Origin of the sequence: Metabacillus arenae, assembly GCF_014773385.1 — a bacterium.
In the GTDB taxonomy this organism is placed as follows: Bacteria; Bacillota; Bacilli; order Bacillales; family Bacillaceae; genus Metabacillus_D; species Metabacillus_D arenae.
In genome coordinates this window covers 16,204-31,846 of the sequence record NZ_JACXAI010000052.1, presented here as the reverse complement: position 1 = coordinate 31,846, position 15,643 = coordinate 16,204, and the positions used below count along the sequence as shown (strand labels likewise).

The 15,643-nt window shown below is 36.7% G+C and carries 13 protein-coding genes; 4 read left to right on the top strand and 9 right to left on the bottom strand.

Annotation, left to right across the window (positions count from 1 at the left end):
• Window positions 1–370 precede the first annotated feature (370 nt).
• On the bottom strand, window positions 371–1,297 hold the full coding sequence (locus tag IC621_RS24680; protein WP_191162497.1) for an AraC family transcriptional regulator: 927 nt from the start codon (window positions 1,295–1,297) through the stop codon (window positions 371–373).
• Between the two features lie 960 nt (window positions 1,298–2,257).
• Between IC621_RS24680 and IC621_RS24675 the strand changes: the two genes are divergently transcribed.
• Window positions 2,258–2,893 carry a hypothetical protein gene (locus IC621_RS24675; protein WP_396653122.1) on the top strand — a complete coding sequence of 212 codons (636 nt, stop codon included), beginning with the start codon at window positions 2,258–2,260 and terminating at the stop codon, window positions 2,891–2,893.
• 603 nt (window positions 2,894–3,496) lie between these two features.
• Here the strand turns inward: IC621_RS24675 and IC621_RS24670 are convergent.
• From IC621_RS24670 to IC621_RS24660, 3 genes are all read right to left on the bottom strand, one after another.
• Window positions 3,497–3,862: a hypothetical protein gene (locus IC621_RS24670; protein WP_191162495.1), complete on the bottom strand. Its 366-nt coding sequence runs from the start codon at window positions 3,860–3,862 to the stop codon at window positions 3,497–3,499.
• 279 nt (window positions 3,863–4,141) lie between these two features.
• The gene (locus IC621_RS24665) at window positions 4,142–4,354 is read right to left on the bottom strand and encodes a hypothetical protein (protein ID WP_191162493.1); all 213 of its coding nucleotides are present in this window, start codon (window positions 4,352–4,354) and stop codon (window positions 4,142–4,144) included.
• A gap of 39 nt (window positions 4,355–4,393) precedes the next feature.
• Complete coding sequence (locus IC621_RS24660; RefSeq protein WP_191162491.1) at window positions 4,394–4,738, bottom strand: PALP domain-containing protein; 345 nt, start codon at window positions 4,736–4,738, stop codon at window positions 4,394–4,396.
• A 91-nt stretch (window positions 4,739–4,829) separates the two neighbouring features.
• Between IC621_RS24660 and IC621_RS24655 the strand changes: the two genes are divergently transcribed.
• Window positions 4,830–6,029: a 3D domain-containing protein gene (locus tag IC621_RS24655; protein ID WP_191162489.1), complete on the top strand. Its 1,200-nt coding sequence runs from the start codon at window positions 4,830–4,832 to the stop codon at window positions 6,027–6,029.
• 643 nt (window positions 6,030–6,672) lie between these two features.
• Here IC621_RS24655 and IC621_RS24650 read toward each other — a convergent pair.
• Complete coding sequence (locus IC621_RS24650) at window positions 6,673–7,887, bottom strand: MFS transporter (protein ID WP_191162487.1); 1,215 nt, start codon at window positions 7,885–7,887, stop codon at window positions 6,673–6,675.
• A 368-nt stretch (window positions 7,888–8,255) separates the two neighbouring features.
• Between IC621_RS24650 and IC621_RS24645 the strand changes: the two genes are divergently transcribed.
• On the top strand, window positions 8,256–8,486 hold the full coding sequence (locus IC621_RS24645; protein WP_191162484.1) for a hypothetical protein: 231 nt from the start codon (window positions 8,256–8,258) through the stop codon (window positions 8,484–8,486).
• A gap of 118 nt (window positions 8,487–8,604) precedes the next feature.
• Here IC621_RS24645 and IC621_RS24640 read toward each other — a convergent pair whose 3' ends face one another.
• Both IC621_RS24640 and IC621_RS24635 read right to left on the bottom strand, forming a co-directional pair.
• The gene (locus tag IC621_RS24640) at window positions 8,605–11,613 is read right to left on the bottom strand and encodes an ATP-binding protein (RefSeq protein WP_191162482.1); all 3,009 of its coding nucleotides are present in this window, start codon (window positions 11,611–11,613) and stop codon (window positions 8,605–8,607) included.
• A gap of 6 nt (window positions 11,614–11,619) precedes the next feature.
• Window positions 11,620–12,864 carry a metallophosphoesterase family protein gene (locus IC621_RS24635; RefSeq protein WP_191162480.1) on the bottom strand — a complete coding sequence of 415 codons (1,245 nt, stop codon included), beginning with the start codon at window positions 12,862–12,864 and terminating at the stop codon, window positions 11,620–11,622.
• Between the two features lie 326 nt (window positions 12,865–13,190).
• Between IC621_RS24635 and IC621_RS24630 the strand changes: the two genes are divergently transcribed.
• The gene (locus IC621_RS24630; RefSeq protein WP_191162478.1) at window positions 13,191–13,376 is read left to right on the top strand and encodes a YhzD family protein; all 186 of its coding nucleotides are present in this window, start codon (window positions 13,191–13,193) and stop codon (window positions 13,374–13,376) included.
• 188 nt (window positions 13,377–13,564) lie between these two features.
• Here the strand turns inward: IC621_RS24630 and IC621_RS24625 are convergent, their stop codons facing one another.
• Window positions 13,565–14,356: an enoyl-CoA hydratase gene (locus IC621_RS24625; RefSeq protein ID WP_396653123.1), complete on the bottom strand. Its 792-nt coding sequence runs from the start codon at window positions 14,354–14,356 to the stop codon at window positions 13,565–13,567.
• A gap of 130 nt (window positions 14,357–14,486) precedes the next feature.
• Window positions 14,487–15,638: a thiolase family protein gene (locus IC621_RS24620; RefSeq protein ID WP_191162475.1), complete on the bottom strand. Its 1,152-nt coding sequence runs from the start codon at window positions 15,636–15,638 to the stop codon at window positions 14,487–14,489.
• Window positions 15,639–15,643: the final 5 nt, after the last annotated feature.

The window sequence follows — 15,643 nt, the reverse complement described above, 5'->3', positions numbered from 1 at the left end:
AAAATAAGCGGAGATTTTCCGGTTAAACTGTAGAATAGAGCTCAGTTAGGTGTATATAAGCGGAAGTTTTCCGATTAAGCAAAGCAAATGTACCCACTTTCACGTTTTTCGAGTCAATAGTCGGAATCTTTCCGTCTATTTTGGCTATTTTCAGTGCTATTAGATAAATAAGAGAAATTTCTCCGCTTATTTATCAAACTCGCTTTAAAGGTTAATTAACTTGTACAACTTAAAAAAGTGAAAATTTAATAAAGGCTTAGAGATATTTGCATCTCTAAGCCTTTTTTATTGTGTTGTAAAATTTATGAGTTTTGCTATGTGATTAGGTTTGTGATTTGCCGTTTTGCACCTCACAAATAAACCCCTCATTCTAAAATGAAGGTTTTTCTTTTTCTGAGTATACGATTTTCTCTTGGTCTGTATATACCGTCCTAAATTTCCCTGGCGAACTTCCAACTGTAGCCGTGAACACACGTGTAAAGTAGTGAACAGTTTTAAATCCTGTTTGTTCACTTATATCTTTAATACTTAAGTCTGTAGTTTTAAGTAACGTAGCTGATTTTTGTATTCTTTCATTTTTTACATATTCTGAATAACTCACTCCTAGATCTTTCACAAATAGCCTTGATAAGTGTCGACTAGAAATATGTAGATGGTTAGCTAAATCACTAAGTTTTAATGTATCAGATAAATTATCTTGAATATAGAGTTTCGCTTGACTTAGTATTGGTGAAAATTTTTCATTGGAAGCCTTTTGATTTGAGTTGTAAGAGAGCATTGGACTGAACCTTTCGAGTAAAGAAAGAATTAGAGAGTATGACGTGTTTTTCAGTATTTCTTCAAAAAAGGAATGTTCATTTTTTGAAGCCTGAACAAGTAGAGATTCCCAAAGCAACGAAAAAGTTGCCTCTTCTTCAACATCAATCATGATCTCATTGCATTCCTTAATTTTATCCATAATCATTATCCATTTATCACTAGATTTTGATTCTATTAATTCAAATCCTATATAGAGAAGGAATAACCCACTATCGCTCCTAATTTGATGTAAAACATTCGGCCTCGAAAGAAATAGTTTGTTCTTTTGCAATTGATACGTACAGTTGTTTTCTATATACTCTCCTTCACCATCGACAACATAACACACTTCTAAGAAAGAATGTTTGTGAAGGAGATTATTATAGTGCTTCGGCATGACACCCCAATAATGAACATGAAAAGATACATCACTTTGAGATAACTTATGAACATATTTATTCAAGGGAGTTTTACCTAATAATAAATTATTTATATTCAAGTAAATTTCACCTCACTAAAAACAGATAGTTATCATTCTATTTTAATTGATTAACTAAAAAATCCCTATCGTGATTATCATTCAATTTCCCTCTAAACAGTAAACGTAATTCCTAAAAACTCTATTTAACAAAATAGGAAATGGACATTTATATTAATAAAATACGCCTGAATGATTTATAATCCTTGTTTGTTTCAACAATATGCAAATCAAAGCCAGTACCCGTGTTCACCTTGGAAATTTGCAAACAAATTCCCTGGAGTCCTGCACTATATAATTGCGTTTTTATACTTAAGAGCGTGTGTTATTTAGTCTTAAGATTAATTTTATTAAAGATATTCATTGATACCTTCTTCTCATTTGCTAAAATTTCCGTCTCTTTCCTTTTTTATTCACCTAAATCTAATTCCTCCTGATCTTCAATTATATGGCCAGATCGTGGAACAAGTAGAACAAAAGTAAAAGGGTGATACATATTATACATCACCAATATGTATCACTCCTTATTTTTTATGGCTTTTACGATTTAAGACTTGATAATTTCAAAACGGTCTAACATTATTACAAATGGATCAACTTTGTTTTAAAAGATACAACAAGATTTAGATTTATTTTGCGTAGAAAAAGCCCAGCAACCTTTACAATCGTTTCTAGGTATTCAATTCAATCTCTTTTATCATCACCACATGATACTGACAAGTCCTGCCACGGCTAATACTTCCACAATGTAACCCCAGAATCGTATAACCATAGTTTATCTCTTTCTGCTTCCCCTTAATTTTTATTTTAATATATGAGTTTATTGAAGAAGAAGTTTTTATTGGTCGTTGGCGCTAAAATCAATGGTTAAAATTGGTAATATAGTCTAGGTTTGAAAAATGTGAATTTCGGATCTTAAAGAAATGAATGAATTCACTTATATTTATATAGTATTTAATTTTTGAATAGGGAGTGGTTAAAATGAAAACACTTTACAGTCTCGTGATTGCTGTTTCATTTAGCTTATTGGCGATTTTCTCCTTTTCTAATGAATCTTTTGCAGCTGATGGGAAACAGGTGTCGACAAATATAAGCGATACCAAAACAAAATATACGATAAAATCGTTCCACTATTTAACTGTGGATGGAAAAGATGTGGATTCCCTGGCCAAAGTGAATAACAAATCCAACAATGATATAAAAGTAACCATGGTTCTGCCTAAACAGAATGAAAAGGGAGATTGGCTGGCGTATGGTTTTACTAGCAGGGAAGCTTTGGAGACATTTATCGATAAAGATAAACAAAAACTTCAAAACAAAGTCACGATCATGGGCAGCGGCCCTTGTTGTACCGATTTCTATGATGGTAAAAATAAAAGCGGGCCGTATATTTATTGGAGAGACGGGTTTAAAAACTTGCCTTCCAGCTGGAATGACAGAATTTCCTCCTTAAGTACGGCGTCACCTTCTTATAGCTATTCGACTACGCTGTGGGAGCATACTTCATCTCAAGGGTATGGCAGAGGAGTTTTGTTTAGACATTCCGATTGGTATGGTAAAACTGCTAATATGGCTTCGGATTGGAACAACAAAGCTTCGGCGATCGAAATCAAATAAAGAGAGATTCTCAATGACCGAGTGAAGGAGTTTCAACATCACTATTCTCTCATCGATTTAGAAGGAATGGGAGAATAGTGATGTTTTTGTAAGTTTTCGTCACAATGGCCTCCGGTCACAAGCCGCGTTTAAATAACCTTAGGCGGCAGGACTACAGTTGTTATTTGACAAAAAAGTTGTTTATTAAAATCGGCTTAATAAGCAAAGCCATTTTTACAAAAAAGTTATTAACTTATGCGATGAACCTGGAGCTAATAAACGGCTTTTTTGTAAAGTATTAAGGGATAAAACATCGCGTAACAAGAACAGGAAGCATAAGCCGAAAGTTAAAGTTAAATCCTAAACAGAACAAAAAGTAGTTTATCGTACGAAGATAGGGAGCGACTAGCCCACTATCTACTGAAGGTAGCAGGCCTTAGCCTCTCTACTGACCTAAACCACAGAAAAAACGAAAAAGCAGATCAGGAAAAACGAACGGTTTTCCTGATCTGCTTTATTTTTAAGGACTTATTAGATAGCCCCTTTCTTCGAACTTGAATTATGAAATTGAACTTTTACTTTCTGTTTCCTACTTCTCGAGCACACTAATCAGTATTTAGGTTATTATTTTTTTACCAATGGAGCGTTACATACATTATATTTAGAATTCCAAATAACACATGTTGTCTTTAATTCTTGATCAGACTTTTCGAATAAAATCCCTGATCCTTCTTGTTTTATGTATATCCATCCTTGATTTTCCATTTCTTTGATGAACCGTTTTTGTCCTTCTCCTTTATCAAAATGAGTCAAATACCATCTACTTCCTTTTGAAGTTCCTACATTTACAATTTTTTTATCCGATTGTTCTAATTTATTTAAAGCTTTAGAAGCTTCTATATTAGTTGTTGGAAACTCTTCTGGTTGTCTTATTATATAAAATAATCCTACTATTACTATTAATATTAATAAAATTAATAATTTCTTCATTTCCCCTCCGTAATTTATAGTTTTTTACATGTTTGTAAATTTTTATAACCATAGTTAAATAAATCTATTAAACTATGATACCATCTATGTGAATCTAAAAAAAGGAAGTGTTTTATGAAAAATTTATTAAAGCCTGTTGTTCCTTTATTGTTGATTTCGTCAATTTTGTCTTCTGGGATTACTGCAAACGCATGACCACTCCCATGCATTTTACCTGAGTTCTGGAAGGTGTATGGATGTTGACCCTCCTCTGTTAGGTTAATAGCATCCATATCTGTTCTAATACTTATAGTATCTTTCTTTACCATCGCCCACTGTAAGATTAGCGACGATTCCAGTACCACCAATATTTCTGTGAACTTCTAATCCCATATCTGTTAATACATTAGCAAGAAATTCAGAAATATTTCTTTCTTCAAAGGCACTTTCAGGATGTGAATGAAGATAGTGCCTCCATTCATTAAGCTGTTTTTCAAAGTTTTCATGGTTCATATTAAAATCAATCTCTTATAAACTAATTTTTTTATTTTTTCAAAAAATTAATTCTACAGATGGATATGCCCCATCCCACACTACTTTTCGATAATGATCCGGATCAGTGTCACCTTCTGTGCTGATAATCAGAATTTTTGAATCCTGATTCAGTTTCAATGCTTCTTTCACATCCTTAAGCAAAGTATTTTCAGCTACTAGACTAACTAATCCCATTCCAACTGCACCAGATTCACCCGAAATAATGTGAGGGTCATAGCCCAATGGGTTTGCAAGAATTCTCATACCTCGTCCGGCCACATAATCTGGACAAGAAACAAGTTTGATGATCTTATTGCGCTGCTGTTCTAATTTTTTCAGTTCATCTTGCTGGTTCTTTTCCAAAGAAATATGTTTGTTACATTTTTAATTTGTTTGTAAAATAAGCTTGTCCTTCTTTATGGTATAACTATAGGTATCGGGGAGGAGTTATTTCATGCAAAATTTCAAGCGTTTTTTTAGTACGCTAACAGTGAGTTTATTGTGTTTATCAATTACAGTTACAGCGCAGGCTGAAGGCACTTTAAACGATTACGAGCAAAAGCTGAAGCAAACCCAGGATGAAATTAATACGAAAGAAGCTGAAAAAAATTCTGCAAATGAAGCTATTGTAAAAGTTGAAAAAGAACTGCAATCATTACAGCAATCTATTACAGCATCCCAAAATAATTTGGCCGAGCTCGAGGAGAAAATTGAAGACACTAACAAACTCATTGAACAGAAAAAAATAGACATCGTAAAGCTGCAGGATAAGGTGTTTCAAAGAGAAGGAATTATGAAAGATAGACTCGTCGCTCTTCAGCATAAAGACCCTACTAATATAGTGATTGAAACAGTCCTAAACTCTGAAAATATAGCTGACCTATTAAGCCGTATTGGTGCTGTTGCGACCCTTTTAAATGCAGACAATGATATGCTGAACCAGCAGCTGCATGATATTGAACAAATTGAAATTGAAAAAAAGGAAATTACTAAGCAAGAAGAAAGCTTAAAAGAAGATCAGAAAAAGCTTGCCGACAAACAAGCAGAGCTTGATAAGCAGCTAGCTGATCGCAATAAGGTTTTAGCTGACGCACAGAAAAAATATGAAAGCGCTGCAAATGGACTTACTGCTGCCCAGCAAGATCAGTCAAATATACAATCTCAAATGAAAAACTTTCAAGAAAAAATAAAAAAAGAGCAGGCAAAGGCTAAAGCTGTTGCTGCAAAGCTTGCCGAGTCAAAGAAAAAACATGCAGCAGTTACTGTTGCAGCAAAACCTAAGCAAGAGCAAAGCAGAGCAACTCAAGAACCAAAGCCTGTCGCAGCGAAACCAAAAGAAGAGCAACAAAAATCTAGCAACAATAACGGAAAAGAATTTTACGTTAAATCTACTGCTTATAGCCACGAAGATACCGCAAGCGATTATACAGCTATGGGATATAATATCAAAGAGAATCCTAATATGAAACTAATCGCAGTCGACCCTGCCATTATCCCGCTTGGAAGCAAAGTATGGGTTGAAGGGTACGGAGTAGCGATTGCTGGAGACACTGGCGGCGCGATAAAGAACCATAAGATTGATGTATTGATGCCAAACAGCAAAGCAGCATTAGCATGGGGTGTGAGAACAGTTAAAGTAAGAATAATAGATTAATTGAGATGGTCTTTTCACAAGGCTATCTCTTTTTTTATGGTTTCAGAAAGTTTAAGCAGATTAAAGCATTAACGTATTAAAGTTAGTTATCATTGTCTAGCTCCAGGCGCCATCGGCCCTTAGGTCATAAGCCAATCCGGCAAAAAGGTTAAAGAACAACCTTTCTGCCGGATTGGCTTATGCTTGTCGCCGATAGGCGGGCGCCTTGCGCTTTTCGTTCAATAAGGTCATTAAAAAGCAGCTTGGATAAAACTATTCTCCAAGCTGCTTTATCCATTAAATCCATCAACTGAAGTTCATAGTGACCGAAAAAAAGAGGTATTAGTCATTTAAGCGTGGACCAGAATCGAACGAAAACAGCGCATTGGGGCATCATAAGGAATTTCTTCTAGTAGTTTACTAGAAGCTTCCTTATCTCTACGCTTATTATTAATTCACCTTTAAACACTGCCAGATTCTTATATGAAACCATATAAAATTCAAACGGCAACCACTTTTTTTAGTCATTTAGAATCACACATTGGGGATAAGCGTATGGTGATGATACGATAAAGAAAAAACATTGAAATATGAACAAAAGACACACATTAAATTTACTGAGTGTTTACCATGAAGTATACACGTTCTCTGTATAACAGATGTTCTAAGAAGCTGAAGTATAGCGCTGTTTTTTTTGAAGCCAAGCTTTAGTTAAGATAAAACCAAGAAGCATGACAAAAGCTCCAAATGCATATGGGAAATGAATATTGTATTCAAACATGTACCCGGCTAATATGGGTCCTGCTACATTTCCTAAGCTCAAAAAAGAATTATTTAATCCCATTATCATGCCTTGCCTGGCCCCCGCCTTTTTTGAGATAAAAGTGTTTAAGGAAGGCCTAAGCATTGAATTTCCGATGAAAAATACTCCTGTTGTGAGTAGAACGGTTGCATATGAATTTGCAAGAATCATAAAGATAAAGCCAGAAGAGCTTATAAATAGAGAGGTAAGCACAATTTTTTCATCTCCAAATTTCTCAACTAAACGCCCTACTACTCCCCCTTGAATAACCGTACCTATAAGACCTACGCTTAGAATGATAATTCCGACTTCCTGAGGTCCATAATTATACCGTTCTAACGAATAATAACCAAAGATCGCTTGAAAATTTGCCAATCCGAAGCTCATTAAAAACACTAAAATTAAGAGAAAGCCAACTTCACTTTTCAAGGCTTTTTTCATTAATGAAAATTGGCCGTCCTTCACTTTATTTTCCTCTGCAAGCTTTTCCTTTAATTCTGGTGATAGTGATTCTGGAAGAATTAAAATGGAGACGATCCCTGCTAAAGCTGCGGCAATTCCTGCAAATAAAAACGGATAGGATAAATCAAATTCTGCTAGCCATCCCCCAATGCCAGGACCGACGACTATTCCGAGTCCCATGGCAGCACCTAAAAATCCCATACCATGTCCGCGTTTTTCAGGAGCCGTCACATCTGAAACATAGGCCATCGCGGATGGCATTAACGCTGCACCAAACGTGCCTGCTAGTACCCTTGACAAAAACAGCATCCATAGCCCTGACGCAAAAGCAAAAATAAACTCTGCTATGGCAAAACCAAACAATCCAATTGTTATTAGCGGCTTTCTACCGATACGGTCGGACATCCGCCCCCAAATCGGCGCAAAAATAAATTGCATAAAAGCAAAAATGGCAACTAGTATTCCAAGCACAGATGCGTCTGCTCCAAACGCCTCTACATAGAAGGGCAAAATTGGAATGACTAATCCAATCCCAACCATAATAATAAATAAATTAAAGCTTAACAAAAATAATGGGGTGGAAAACACCTTGCCCTCATTCAGTTGATTTCCCATTTAAGCGCTTCCTTTCAATAGCTCAGTGGTTTTCATTCTACAGGAAGAATGAAAAAAATTCCACATCTAATTACAGTACAAAAGTTATATGTACTTTAATTATCTCACCGTTTTATTAGATATACCACTCTCCCCCTTGCAACAGGTTATCTAAGCATCCAAAACATGATTAATAATTATCATTAAGTAAGACCCAAAAATGTATTAGGTATGGATGATTTAAGAAAACAACAATCGGGAAAAAGATCAATAGTCATATATCACAGGTTTATATTTTAGAAAAGAGGAATCCTGTTTAGGATACGAGTGCGAATTCTTGATAATGTGCTTTCTTGAAGAAGTTTAATGGAATAACGGAGGGAAAAATCATGATAAATATAAGGAAACAAGTTAAAAATATGGTTTCAGGAGGACCTGTTAAAAGAACGTTTGCAGGAGCTCTTGTCGGAGCATCAATTGGCTATTTGGCTAAACCGGAAAAACTCAAAAAAGTTTTAGGACACCTAGCTAAGAAAGAATTAAAAAATAAAAAAACTGATTTTGCAAAAGCAACAAAGGAAAAAATTTCACCATTTAAAAATACATTGTGGAGCAAATAAGTTAAAGACTGCGACATCCAAATTAGTAAAAAATCCTGAATAAGAAAACTAAAACCCCCAAATAATTCTCACCCAACCATGCAGAGATTTGGGGGTTACTTAGTATAAATCTCGATTTCTATTGAATGTTTACAGATGGTTCTACTGGTATCAGCTCCATACTTAAAACCTTCTTTTTATTGAATAATTGTATTAGATGTTCGTGACATGTAAAGAAGATTATTTGCCTGTCCACTGAAAGTTTTTCCAAAAGCTTAACCATATGATTTGTTCGGGTTTTATCAAAATTCACAAAGCTGTCATCAATCACTAGCGGCATTATTTGATCATGATCTAAAGTGCATGCAAGAGCTAGGCGAAGAGCCACATATAATTGCTCTGAAGTAGCCTGGCTCAGCTCCTGTCCATAAAACCTAATCCCATCCATTCTTTCAGCTATAATATTTTCCTCTGTTTCCGGCAGATAGATTTGCTGATACTCTCCTCCTGTTAATTCTTTTAGAAAGAGGCTTGCCTCCTTTACAAGATTAGGCAGGCGAACTTGACGATGATAGTCAATGGTTTTTAACAAGAGATCTTTGGTAATAGAAAGCACTCCCCATTTCTCAGCTTGTTCTTTAACGATTTGTTTTTCTTGTTCATATTGATGTCTGAGGGTAGAATAAAGTCCTGATTTTTCTATTTCGTCTAACTGGACCTCTATATATGTTTTTCTTTCCTGTTTTTCCTTTAACTCTTCTTGAAGGTTTTGAATCTTATTCTGCAAGTAATTGAGTTTTTCTTCAAAGCTTCCATCAGTCGAATATACCTTCTCTCCCTGCAAGGTTTGATTGATCTTATTTGTTAACCACTTCAGTTTAACTTCCAATTCAATTCTCTTTGCTGCTTCTTTTCCATGTAATCTGAATTGCTCGATTGATTCTGCTTTGGCCTTATTCATCATATTTTGTATTTGGTTTTGGATATAATTTTGTTCATCCTGTAATACGCGCAGCTGTTCGGCTGTTTCCGAACATTCTTCATCCAAATACCGTTTCCGCCCTTCAGCCTGCTCCATTAGTTCCAGCGCTTCCTTTAGATTAGCAATTGTTTCACCGAAATTCTCTGAACCAAGGCTATAGCCTTCTGCCAAGCTCCATACATTCTCTTCAAACATTTTTAGGCGGCTATCCAGCTGATGAAGATTATTATTCAAGCCTTCTAATTCTGTCAATTTATTTTTTAAACTGATTACTCTATCAAATGAATCATATAAACTGGCCGGTGTTAACGAAGGTTCTAATTTAAGGCCGGCAAGAAGTCTTTCTGTCTTTTCCAGCAGATTATGATGTTTTTGTTCCCAGCTTTCAAATTGTGAAATAATATGATTGTACGCTCTTTCTTTTTGTTTTAGCTCAAGGGTGGAAATTTGAAGCATTTGGTTTAATTGATCATCTTTCCAAAGCGTATTTTTAATATCGTGAACTTCATTGTATTCCTTCGTTTGGCCTATTTTTTGTAAGTTCAGCAATTGATCACTGACTTGCTTTTCTTTTTTAATCATCTGTTCTAAATATAAATCCTGGGAGTTGCTCTTCTTCATCCCAACTATACCAAGGACAAATGTGGCAACAAATGCTGATAGCAACAGCCAATCCGTTTGGATTCCGGCCCAGATAGAAGCTCCTATAAGAAGAACTGATAATAAAACCATGATTAATTCAACTTGTTTTTTCTTTTCCTTTCCTTGCTGTTTCATGAACTGAATTTGCTCCCCCAGCTGGGTATGTTCTTCTTTCAGCTGCTTTGCATTTAATTGACTATCCCCTATCCCCAGGTTGTTTACTTTTGCTTCCAGCTTTTTGCGTTCTTCCTTGGAAATAAGCTTTGATTCCAGATCCCTTACTTTCCACTCAATATCCTCGAGATCTGTTTTAACATGTTCAAATTGTGAGTCAAGCTCATTTTTTTTCTGCATACAATCCCTATACATGTTAGCCGAATCCCTTATTGCCTCCTTCATGGCAATATCTGTTGGGAGATCTAAAATTTCCGCATGATCAAGGTAAGGATAAAGTTCCGACTTTTCACTCCGGATATGGTTTAACAAGGATTCTATTTGATTTTTTATTTTTTCTGTCTCTATCACTTCTTTCCGATAAACAGCTTCATTTGAAAGGAAGTGTTTAATTGATTGGACCTCTTCCTTTGAGAATGAAATATATTCAATACCGTCTAATTCCGTTTGCAGCCTTTTCATTTTTTGCGCTAAAGAATGGATTTGTGCCTTTAAAGGATGAAGCAGGCTTTCCAGCTTATCAAGTCTTGACAATCCGTCTACAGGAAAATAGGATAAATCTGGTTGATGCTTAATTTCGAGTTGAATTTCATTGATTTCTAATTGGATAGGGTGTACAAGCTTAAGTTTTTGGACCCGATTTTCTTCTCTTTGAAGCACTTTTAGCTCCTTTTCACTATTAGTGATTTGGATATGAACTTCCTCTTTTTCCTGAAGCAGCTTCTCATACTCGTTTACCATTTGTTTGGCAGCGGTTAGCTGCTCATATGTTTTCTTTAGTTTAAGTAGAGATTGATTGAGCTCCGGATTTTTGCCGGTTGGTTTAAATAGTTCCTCTTGGCGCTTCTCTAAATCCCCTTTCATTTTAAAAAGAGCATCTGAACCAAAAATACTTGAAAAGAATAAATACTTCCCAATTTGATCGCCGTTTAATTTATGAACGTGCTGCAGACCGTGAATATCGAAGCTGTAAATAGCTCGGAACATGGATTTGTCCAATCCTTGAAGAAGCTCATTTAAAAAATGCTCATCCTTCTCTTCCCCGTTCTCCAAATATATTGTGACGTTTCCCTTTGCTTTCCCAGGTGTCCTTTCAACCTTCACCTTGCCGTTCGTTTTAGTGTATAAGTACACCGCACCACCGTATGACTGCCCCAGCTTCGGTTCAAATCTTCTTTCTTGCTGCTGTTTTGTAGGAAATCCAAACAGGATACTCTCAATAAAGGACATAATCGTTGACTTTCCTGCTTCATTTGGCCCATAGAATACTTGAATATCTTTGGAATCCAGGGTGATTCTTTGGTTGGAAAATTTGCCGTAGCCATAAATATGGAGCTCTTCAATTCTCATCTTTTGTCACCTCCGATTCCCTTCCTTTTGTAATTCAGAAAATAACAGCTCCTCTGCCTCATTTAACCATTTCTCATAATCTTCTTGACTGTCTATCCCAAAATGCTTTCGATAAACCGGGTGCTTTATAAGCGGACTTAATGCTTCCGGGTAACCATCGTAGCGAGTGATTGTTGCTTGCAGATCTTTAATAAAAGAAGAGTTTGAGAAAACAGAGGCTTTCTCTGTTAATGGTCTCAAATTATTGATGAGTCTGGCGATCCAAACAAAGCGATTTCCATTAAGCTGTCGTTCATTCAAAACCTCTATCAGATCCTGGACCGTCTCTTCCTTTTGAAGATCATGATACATTTCACTTTTCCCGGCCAAATTGATCATCACGACAGCTCGCTCATATTTTGTTTGGATGCGGTTTAACTCTTCCTGAAGAGATGAAAAAAGTTGATTAAAACTCATCTTTTCATCGATAGAAACCTTATAGTCAATCCAAATAACATCCTGGAGCGGTTGAAAGATATAAGTGGTTTCTTCTTTTGATAAAGTCACTAAAAAACAGCCTTTCTCACCAGTTTCCTTGGTATGTCTCCCTTGTAAATTACCCGAATACAAAATGGGCGGATTATACGAATTCAGTATTTGCCGCTTATGAATGTGGCCAAGTGCCCAGTAGTCAAACCCTTTATTAAGAAGTTCTGCCGTGCGGAATGGGCAATAGGGAGCATGATTGCTGTTCCCATCAACTGATCCATGAAGAAGGCCAATATGGAAATCAGCTCCCTCAGCCTTTGGAAATTGTTCCGTTACATTCTCATAAACCGCCCTGCTTGGATAGCTATATCCATAAAGATTCACTTTTGACCCATGAACTGGATGTACATAAACGACCTGTTCCACTTGCTTATGTGAAAATACGTGGACATTTTCAGGCCAAGACAAATCCATCCAAGTACCGCCAAAGTGATCATGGTTTCCATGAGTGAGAAAAACGGGAATATTATGCTGGTTTAACCTCTCAAACTCTTGCTTGATCCGCAGCTGTGCCTTTAAGCTTCGATCCTCTCCATCAAACAAATCACCTGCTAGCAGCAGAAAATCAACCTGCTCCTCAATAGCAAGCTGAATAAGATTGGAAAACGCATAAAATGTACTCTCAATCATGCGTTCAAATAACTGCTCTGGTAAATGCTTAAGCCCAATAAAAGGACTATCAATATGTAAATCTGCCGCATGGATGAATTTAATTGCTTTCATAAATTCTCCCTTCCAATCTTGATCTTAGTCCTATTCTACCACAAAAAGCGAATGCACGTTCTATCATTTCTGCCCAATTTTGTAGATTATATAATAAAAGAGGAGCTTTTCTATGAGGAGGACCGATCACTTTAATTTTCGGGGGATAATTTAGATTTCGTCCCGCCTCCTATTCGTGTGTAAAAGTTGTATTGGTTAGGGATTCGAACCTATCTGCTTGGATTCCGGCCTAGTCATACCCTTTAGAAATTCGTCAAAATAAGCAGGAGTTTTCCTAATAGATCAGAATAATATTCTTTATACACATAGGGAGGGGGACAAAATATATGAGTACTTACTACTTAACAGCTTTTGATAAAAACGGGGAAACACTATTAAACGAGAGCTTTGAAGCTTCTAGTGATCAGGAAGCAAAAGGAATAGGTGAAGCTAAATTGACAGAGAAGAGTTTGCTTAACTCTACTCATCGATGTGTGTCTTCTGCCGGGAAGCTTGTCCTTTTCCATCGATAATAGAGGGCTTTAATGTAGAAATCAGGCAAAAAATGAGAGCATTTTACCCAGATCTTAAAGAGGACAGTAAAAACCCCGCTTAGTATCTTCAGAGAAACATAAGATACTAGGCGGGAGTTTGCTTGTCAATTACAGACGTTAGTCCTCGGACTGAACATGAGGGAGGACTAAGAAACCCCAGCTGCTCTTTATTTTCCGTTAAATTGCGGCTCCCTTTTATCCATAAAGGCTTTGACTCCTTCTTGGTGATCTGCCGTTTGCCGCATGTAAAATTGACTTTCCTTTTCAAGAGCTAGAATTTGCTTTAATTGACTGCAATTTAGGTCTGTATAGATCTTTTTCGTTTCAATTATGGCTTTAATTGGCTGCTTTAACAGATCAGCTGCCTTTTTTTCAACTGCAGTCTGAAAATCTTCATCAGTTATCAATTCATCAACGAGACCGAGCTCATAAGCTTCTTCACCATTTAACGGCTTTCCGCTCCAGATTAATTGCTTGGCTTTCACTTCACCTAATCGTTTGTCGAGAAAATAATGCCCTCCTCCATCAGGAATGAGGCCAATCCCAATAAAATTCATCACAAGTTTAGATTGTGCATGTGCAACAAGGTAATCACACGCTAAGGCTATACTGAAACCAAGTCCTGCAGCTGGACCATGTACGGCACTAATTGTAATTTTCGGTAATGAATAAAGCGTATACACTAATTCGGAAATAGTCTCCATGATTTCCTCAAATTGATCTTGATTTAACGAGCTTAACATTGACTTTATATCTCCTCCTGCAGAAAAACCCCTTCCACTTCCCGATATGACCACAATATCAGCTTCACTCCGCCTTACTTCCTTAAGCGTAGCCAAGAATTCTTTTAATAGTTGCTCGTCCATTGCATTTAATACTTCCGGCCGATTTAATTGAATCGTTGCTACCCTTTCCTTTACTTGAAACTGAACTGTTTCCACGTTTTTCATCCCCTTTATTAAAATCGTTTCCTATAAATACCTTTTCACAAAATAATATTCGATTAGACAAAATGGGATTTCAGATCCTATTGATAGATGAAGTTTCCCGCCTTTTCTGAAACCTTACAGCCTGAAAGTGGAAGCATTCCTACAATCGTTCCACAATACAAGCTGTTGACATTCCATGCCCGATACATATCGTTAATAAACCATATTTTCCATTTCTTCTTTCCAATTCGTTTATGAGGGATGTCATCAGCTTGACTCCAGTTGCTCCAAGAGGATGTCCTAATGAAACGGCACCACCATTTACATTTACTTTTTCCAATGGTGCACCCAATTCCTTTTGCCATGCAAGAACAACCGGTACAAATGCTTCGTTGATTTCAAATAAATCAATATCTTTAATCGACATTCTGCTTTTGGTTAATACTTTTTTGGTTGCAGGAATGACCCCGTCCAGCATCAAGGTTGGATCTGACCCTACGACAACTTGATGAAGGATCTTTGCTTTTGGCTTCAGCCCCATCTCTTCTGCTCGTGTTCTTTCCATTAAAATCATCGCTGCAGCTCCGTCACTCATTTGACTTGCATTTCCAGCAGTAATACTGCCTTTTTCTTTAAACACTGTTTTTAGAGAAGCTAGGGCATCGAGTGAGGTATCCATTCGTGGACCTTCATCTTGCCTCACCAGGGCCTGATTTCCTTCTTTATCTAATCCGTTAAAAGGGAGAATTTCTTTTTCGAATCTCCCTTCCTTTTGGGCCATTATTGCTTTTGTATGGCTTTCAAATGCAAATTTGTCCATATCTTCCCTGCTGATCCCATACTTTTCAGCAATTAATTCAGCGGAGAGGCCTTGATGGATGAACTCATATTTTTCTTTTAAACTATCGGGTATCGTTTGATCATTTCCATCACTTAAAATCGGAACTTTCGTCATGCTTTCAACACCAGCAGCAATCGTAATGTCCATATCCCCTGAACGGATTTCCTGACAGGCAAAATGAATTGCTTGCTGCCCTGATCCGCACATCCGGTTAATTTGAACAGCTGGTACTTCTACTGGAAATCCTGCTTCTAAAGCTGCCAATCTCCCAATATTTAAACCTTGTTCGGCAATAGGAGACACACACCCTATCACAATGTCTTCTATTAGTTTTTTCGATACACCGCTTCTCCTGGTTACTTCATCTAACACGGCTGCCGCAAGGTGGACTGGATGAGCTTCCCGAAAAACACCATTTCTCCTTCCTACAGCTGTACGCACTCCATCTAAAATAACGACTTCTCTTGTCACTCGTC

What these genes read in the sequence shown, in the direction of transcription:
- IC621_RS24675 (WP_396653122.1), top strand. Translation starts at nt 2,258, where the DNA reads ATGAAAACACTTTACAGTCTCGTGATTGCTGTTTCATTTAGCTTATTG.
- IC621_RS24670 (WP_191162495.1), bottom strand. Translation starts at nt 3,862, where the DNA reads ATGAAGAAATTATTAATTTTATTAATATTAATAGTAATAGTAGGATTA.
- IC621_RS24665 (WP_191162493.1), bottom strand. Translation starts at nt 4,354, where the DNA reads ATGAACCATGAAAACTTTGAAAAACAGCTTAATGAATGGAGGCACTAT.
- IC621_RS24655 (WP_191162489.1), top strand. Translation starts at nt 4,830, where the DNA reads ATGCAAAATTTCAAGCGTTTTTTTAGTACGCTAACAGTGAGTTTATTG.
- IC621_RS24650 (WP_191162487.1), bottom strand. Translation starts at nt 7,887, where the DNA reads ATGGGAAATCAACTGAATGAGGGCAAGGTGTTTTCCACCCCATTATTT.
- IC621_RS24645 (WP_191162484.1), top strand. Translation starts at nt 8,256, where the DNA reads ATGATAAATATAAGGAAACAAGTTAAAAATATGGTTTCAGGAGGACCT.
- IC621_RS24640 (WP_191162482.1), bottom strand. Translation starts at nt 11,613, where the DNA reads ATGAGAATTGAAGAGCTCCATATTTATGGCTACGGCAAATTTTCCAAC.
- IC621_RS24635 (WP_191162480.1), bottom strand. Translation starts at nt 12,864, where the DNA reads ATGAAAGCAATTAAATTCATCCATGCGGCAGATTTACATATTGATAGT.
- IC621_RS24630 (WP_191162478.1), top strand. Translation starts at nt 13,191, where the DNA reads ATGAGTACTTACTACTTAACAGCTTTTGATAAAAACGGGGAAACACTA.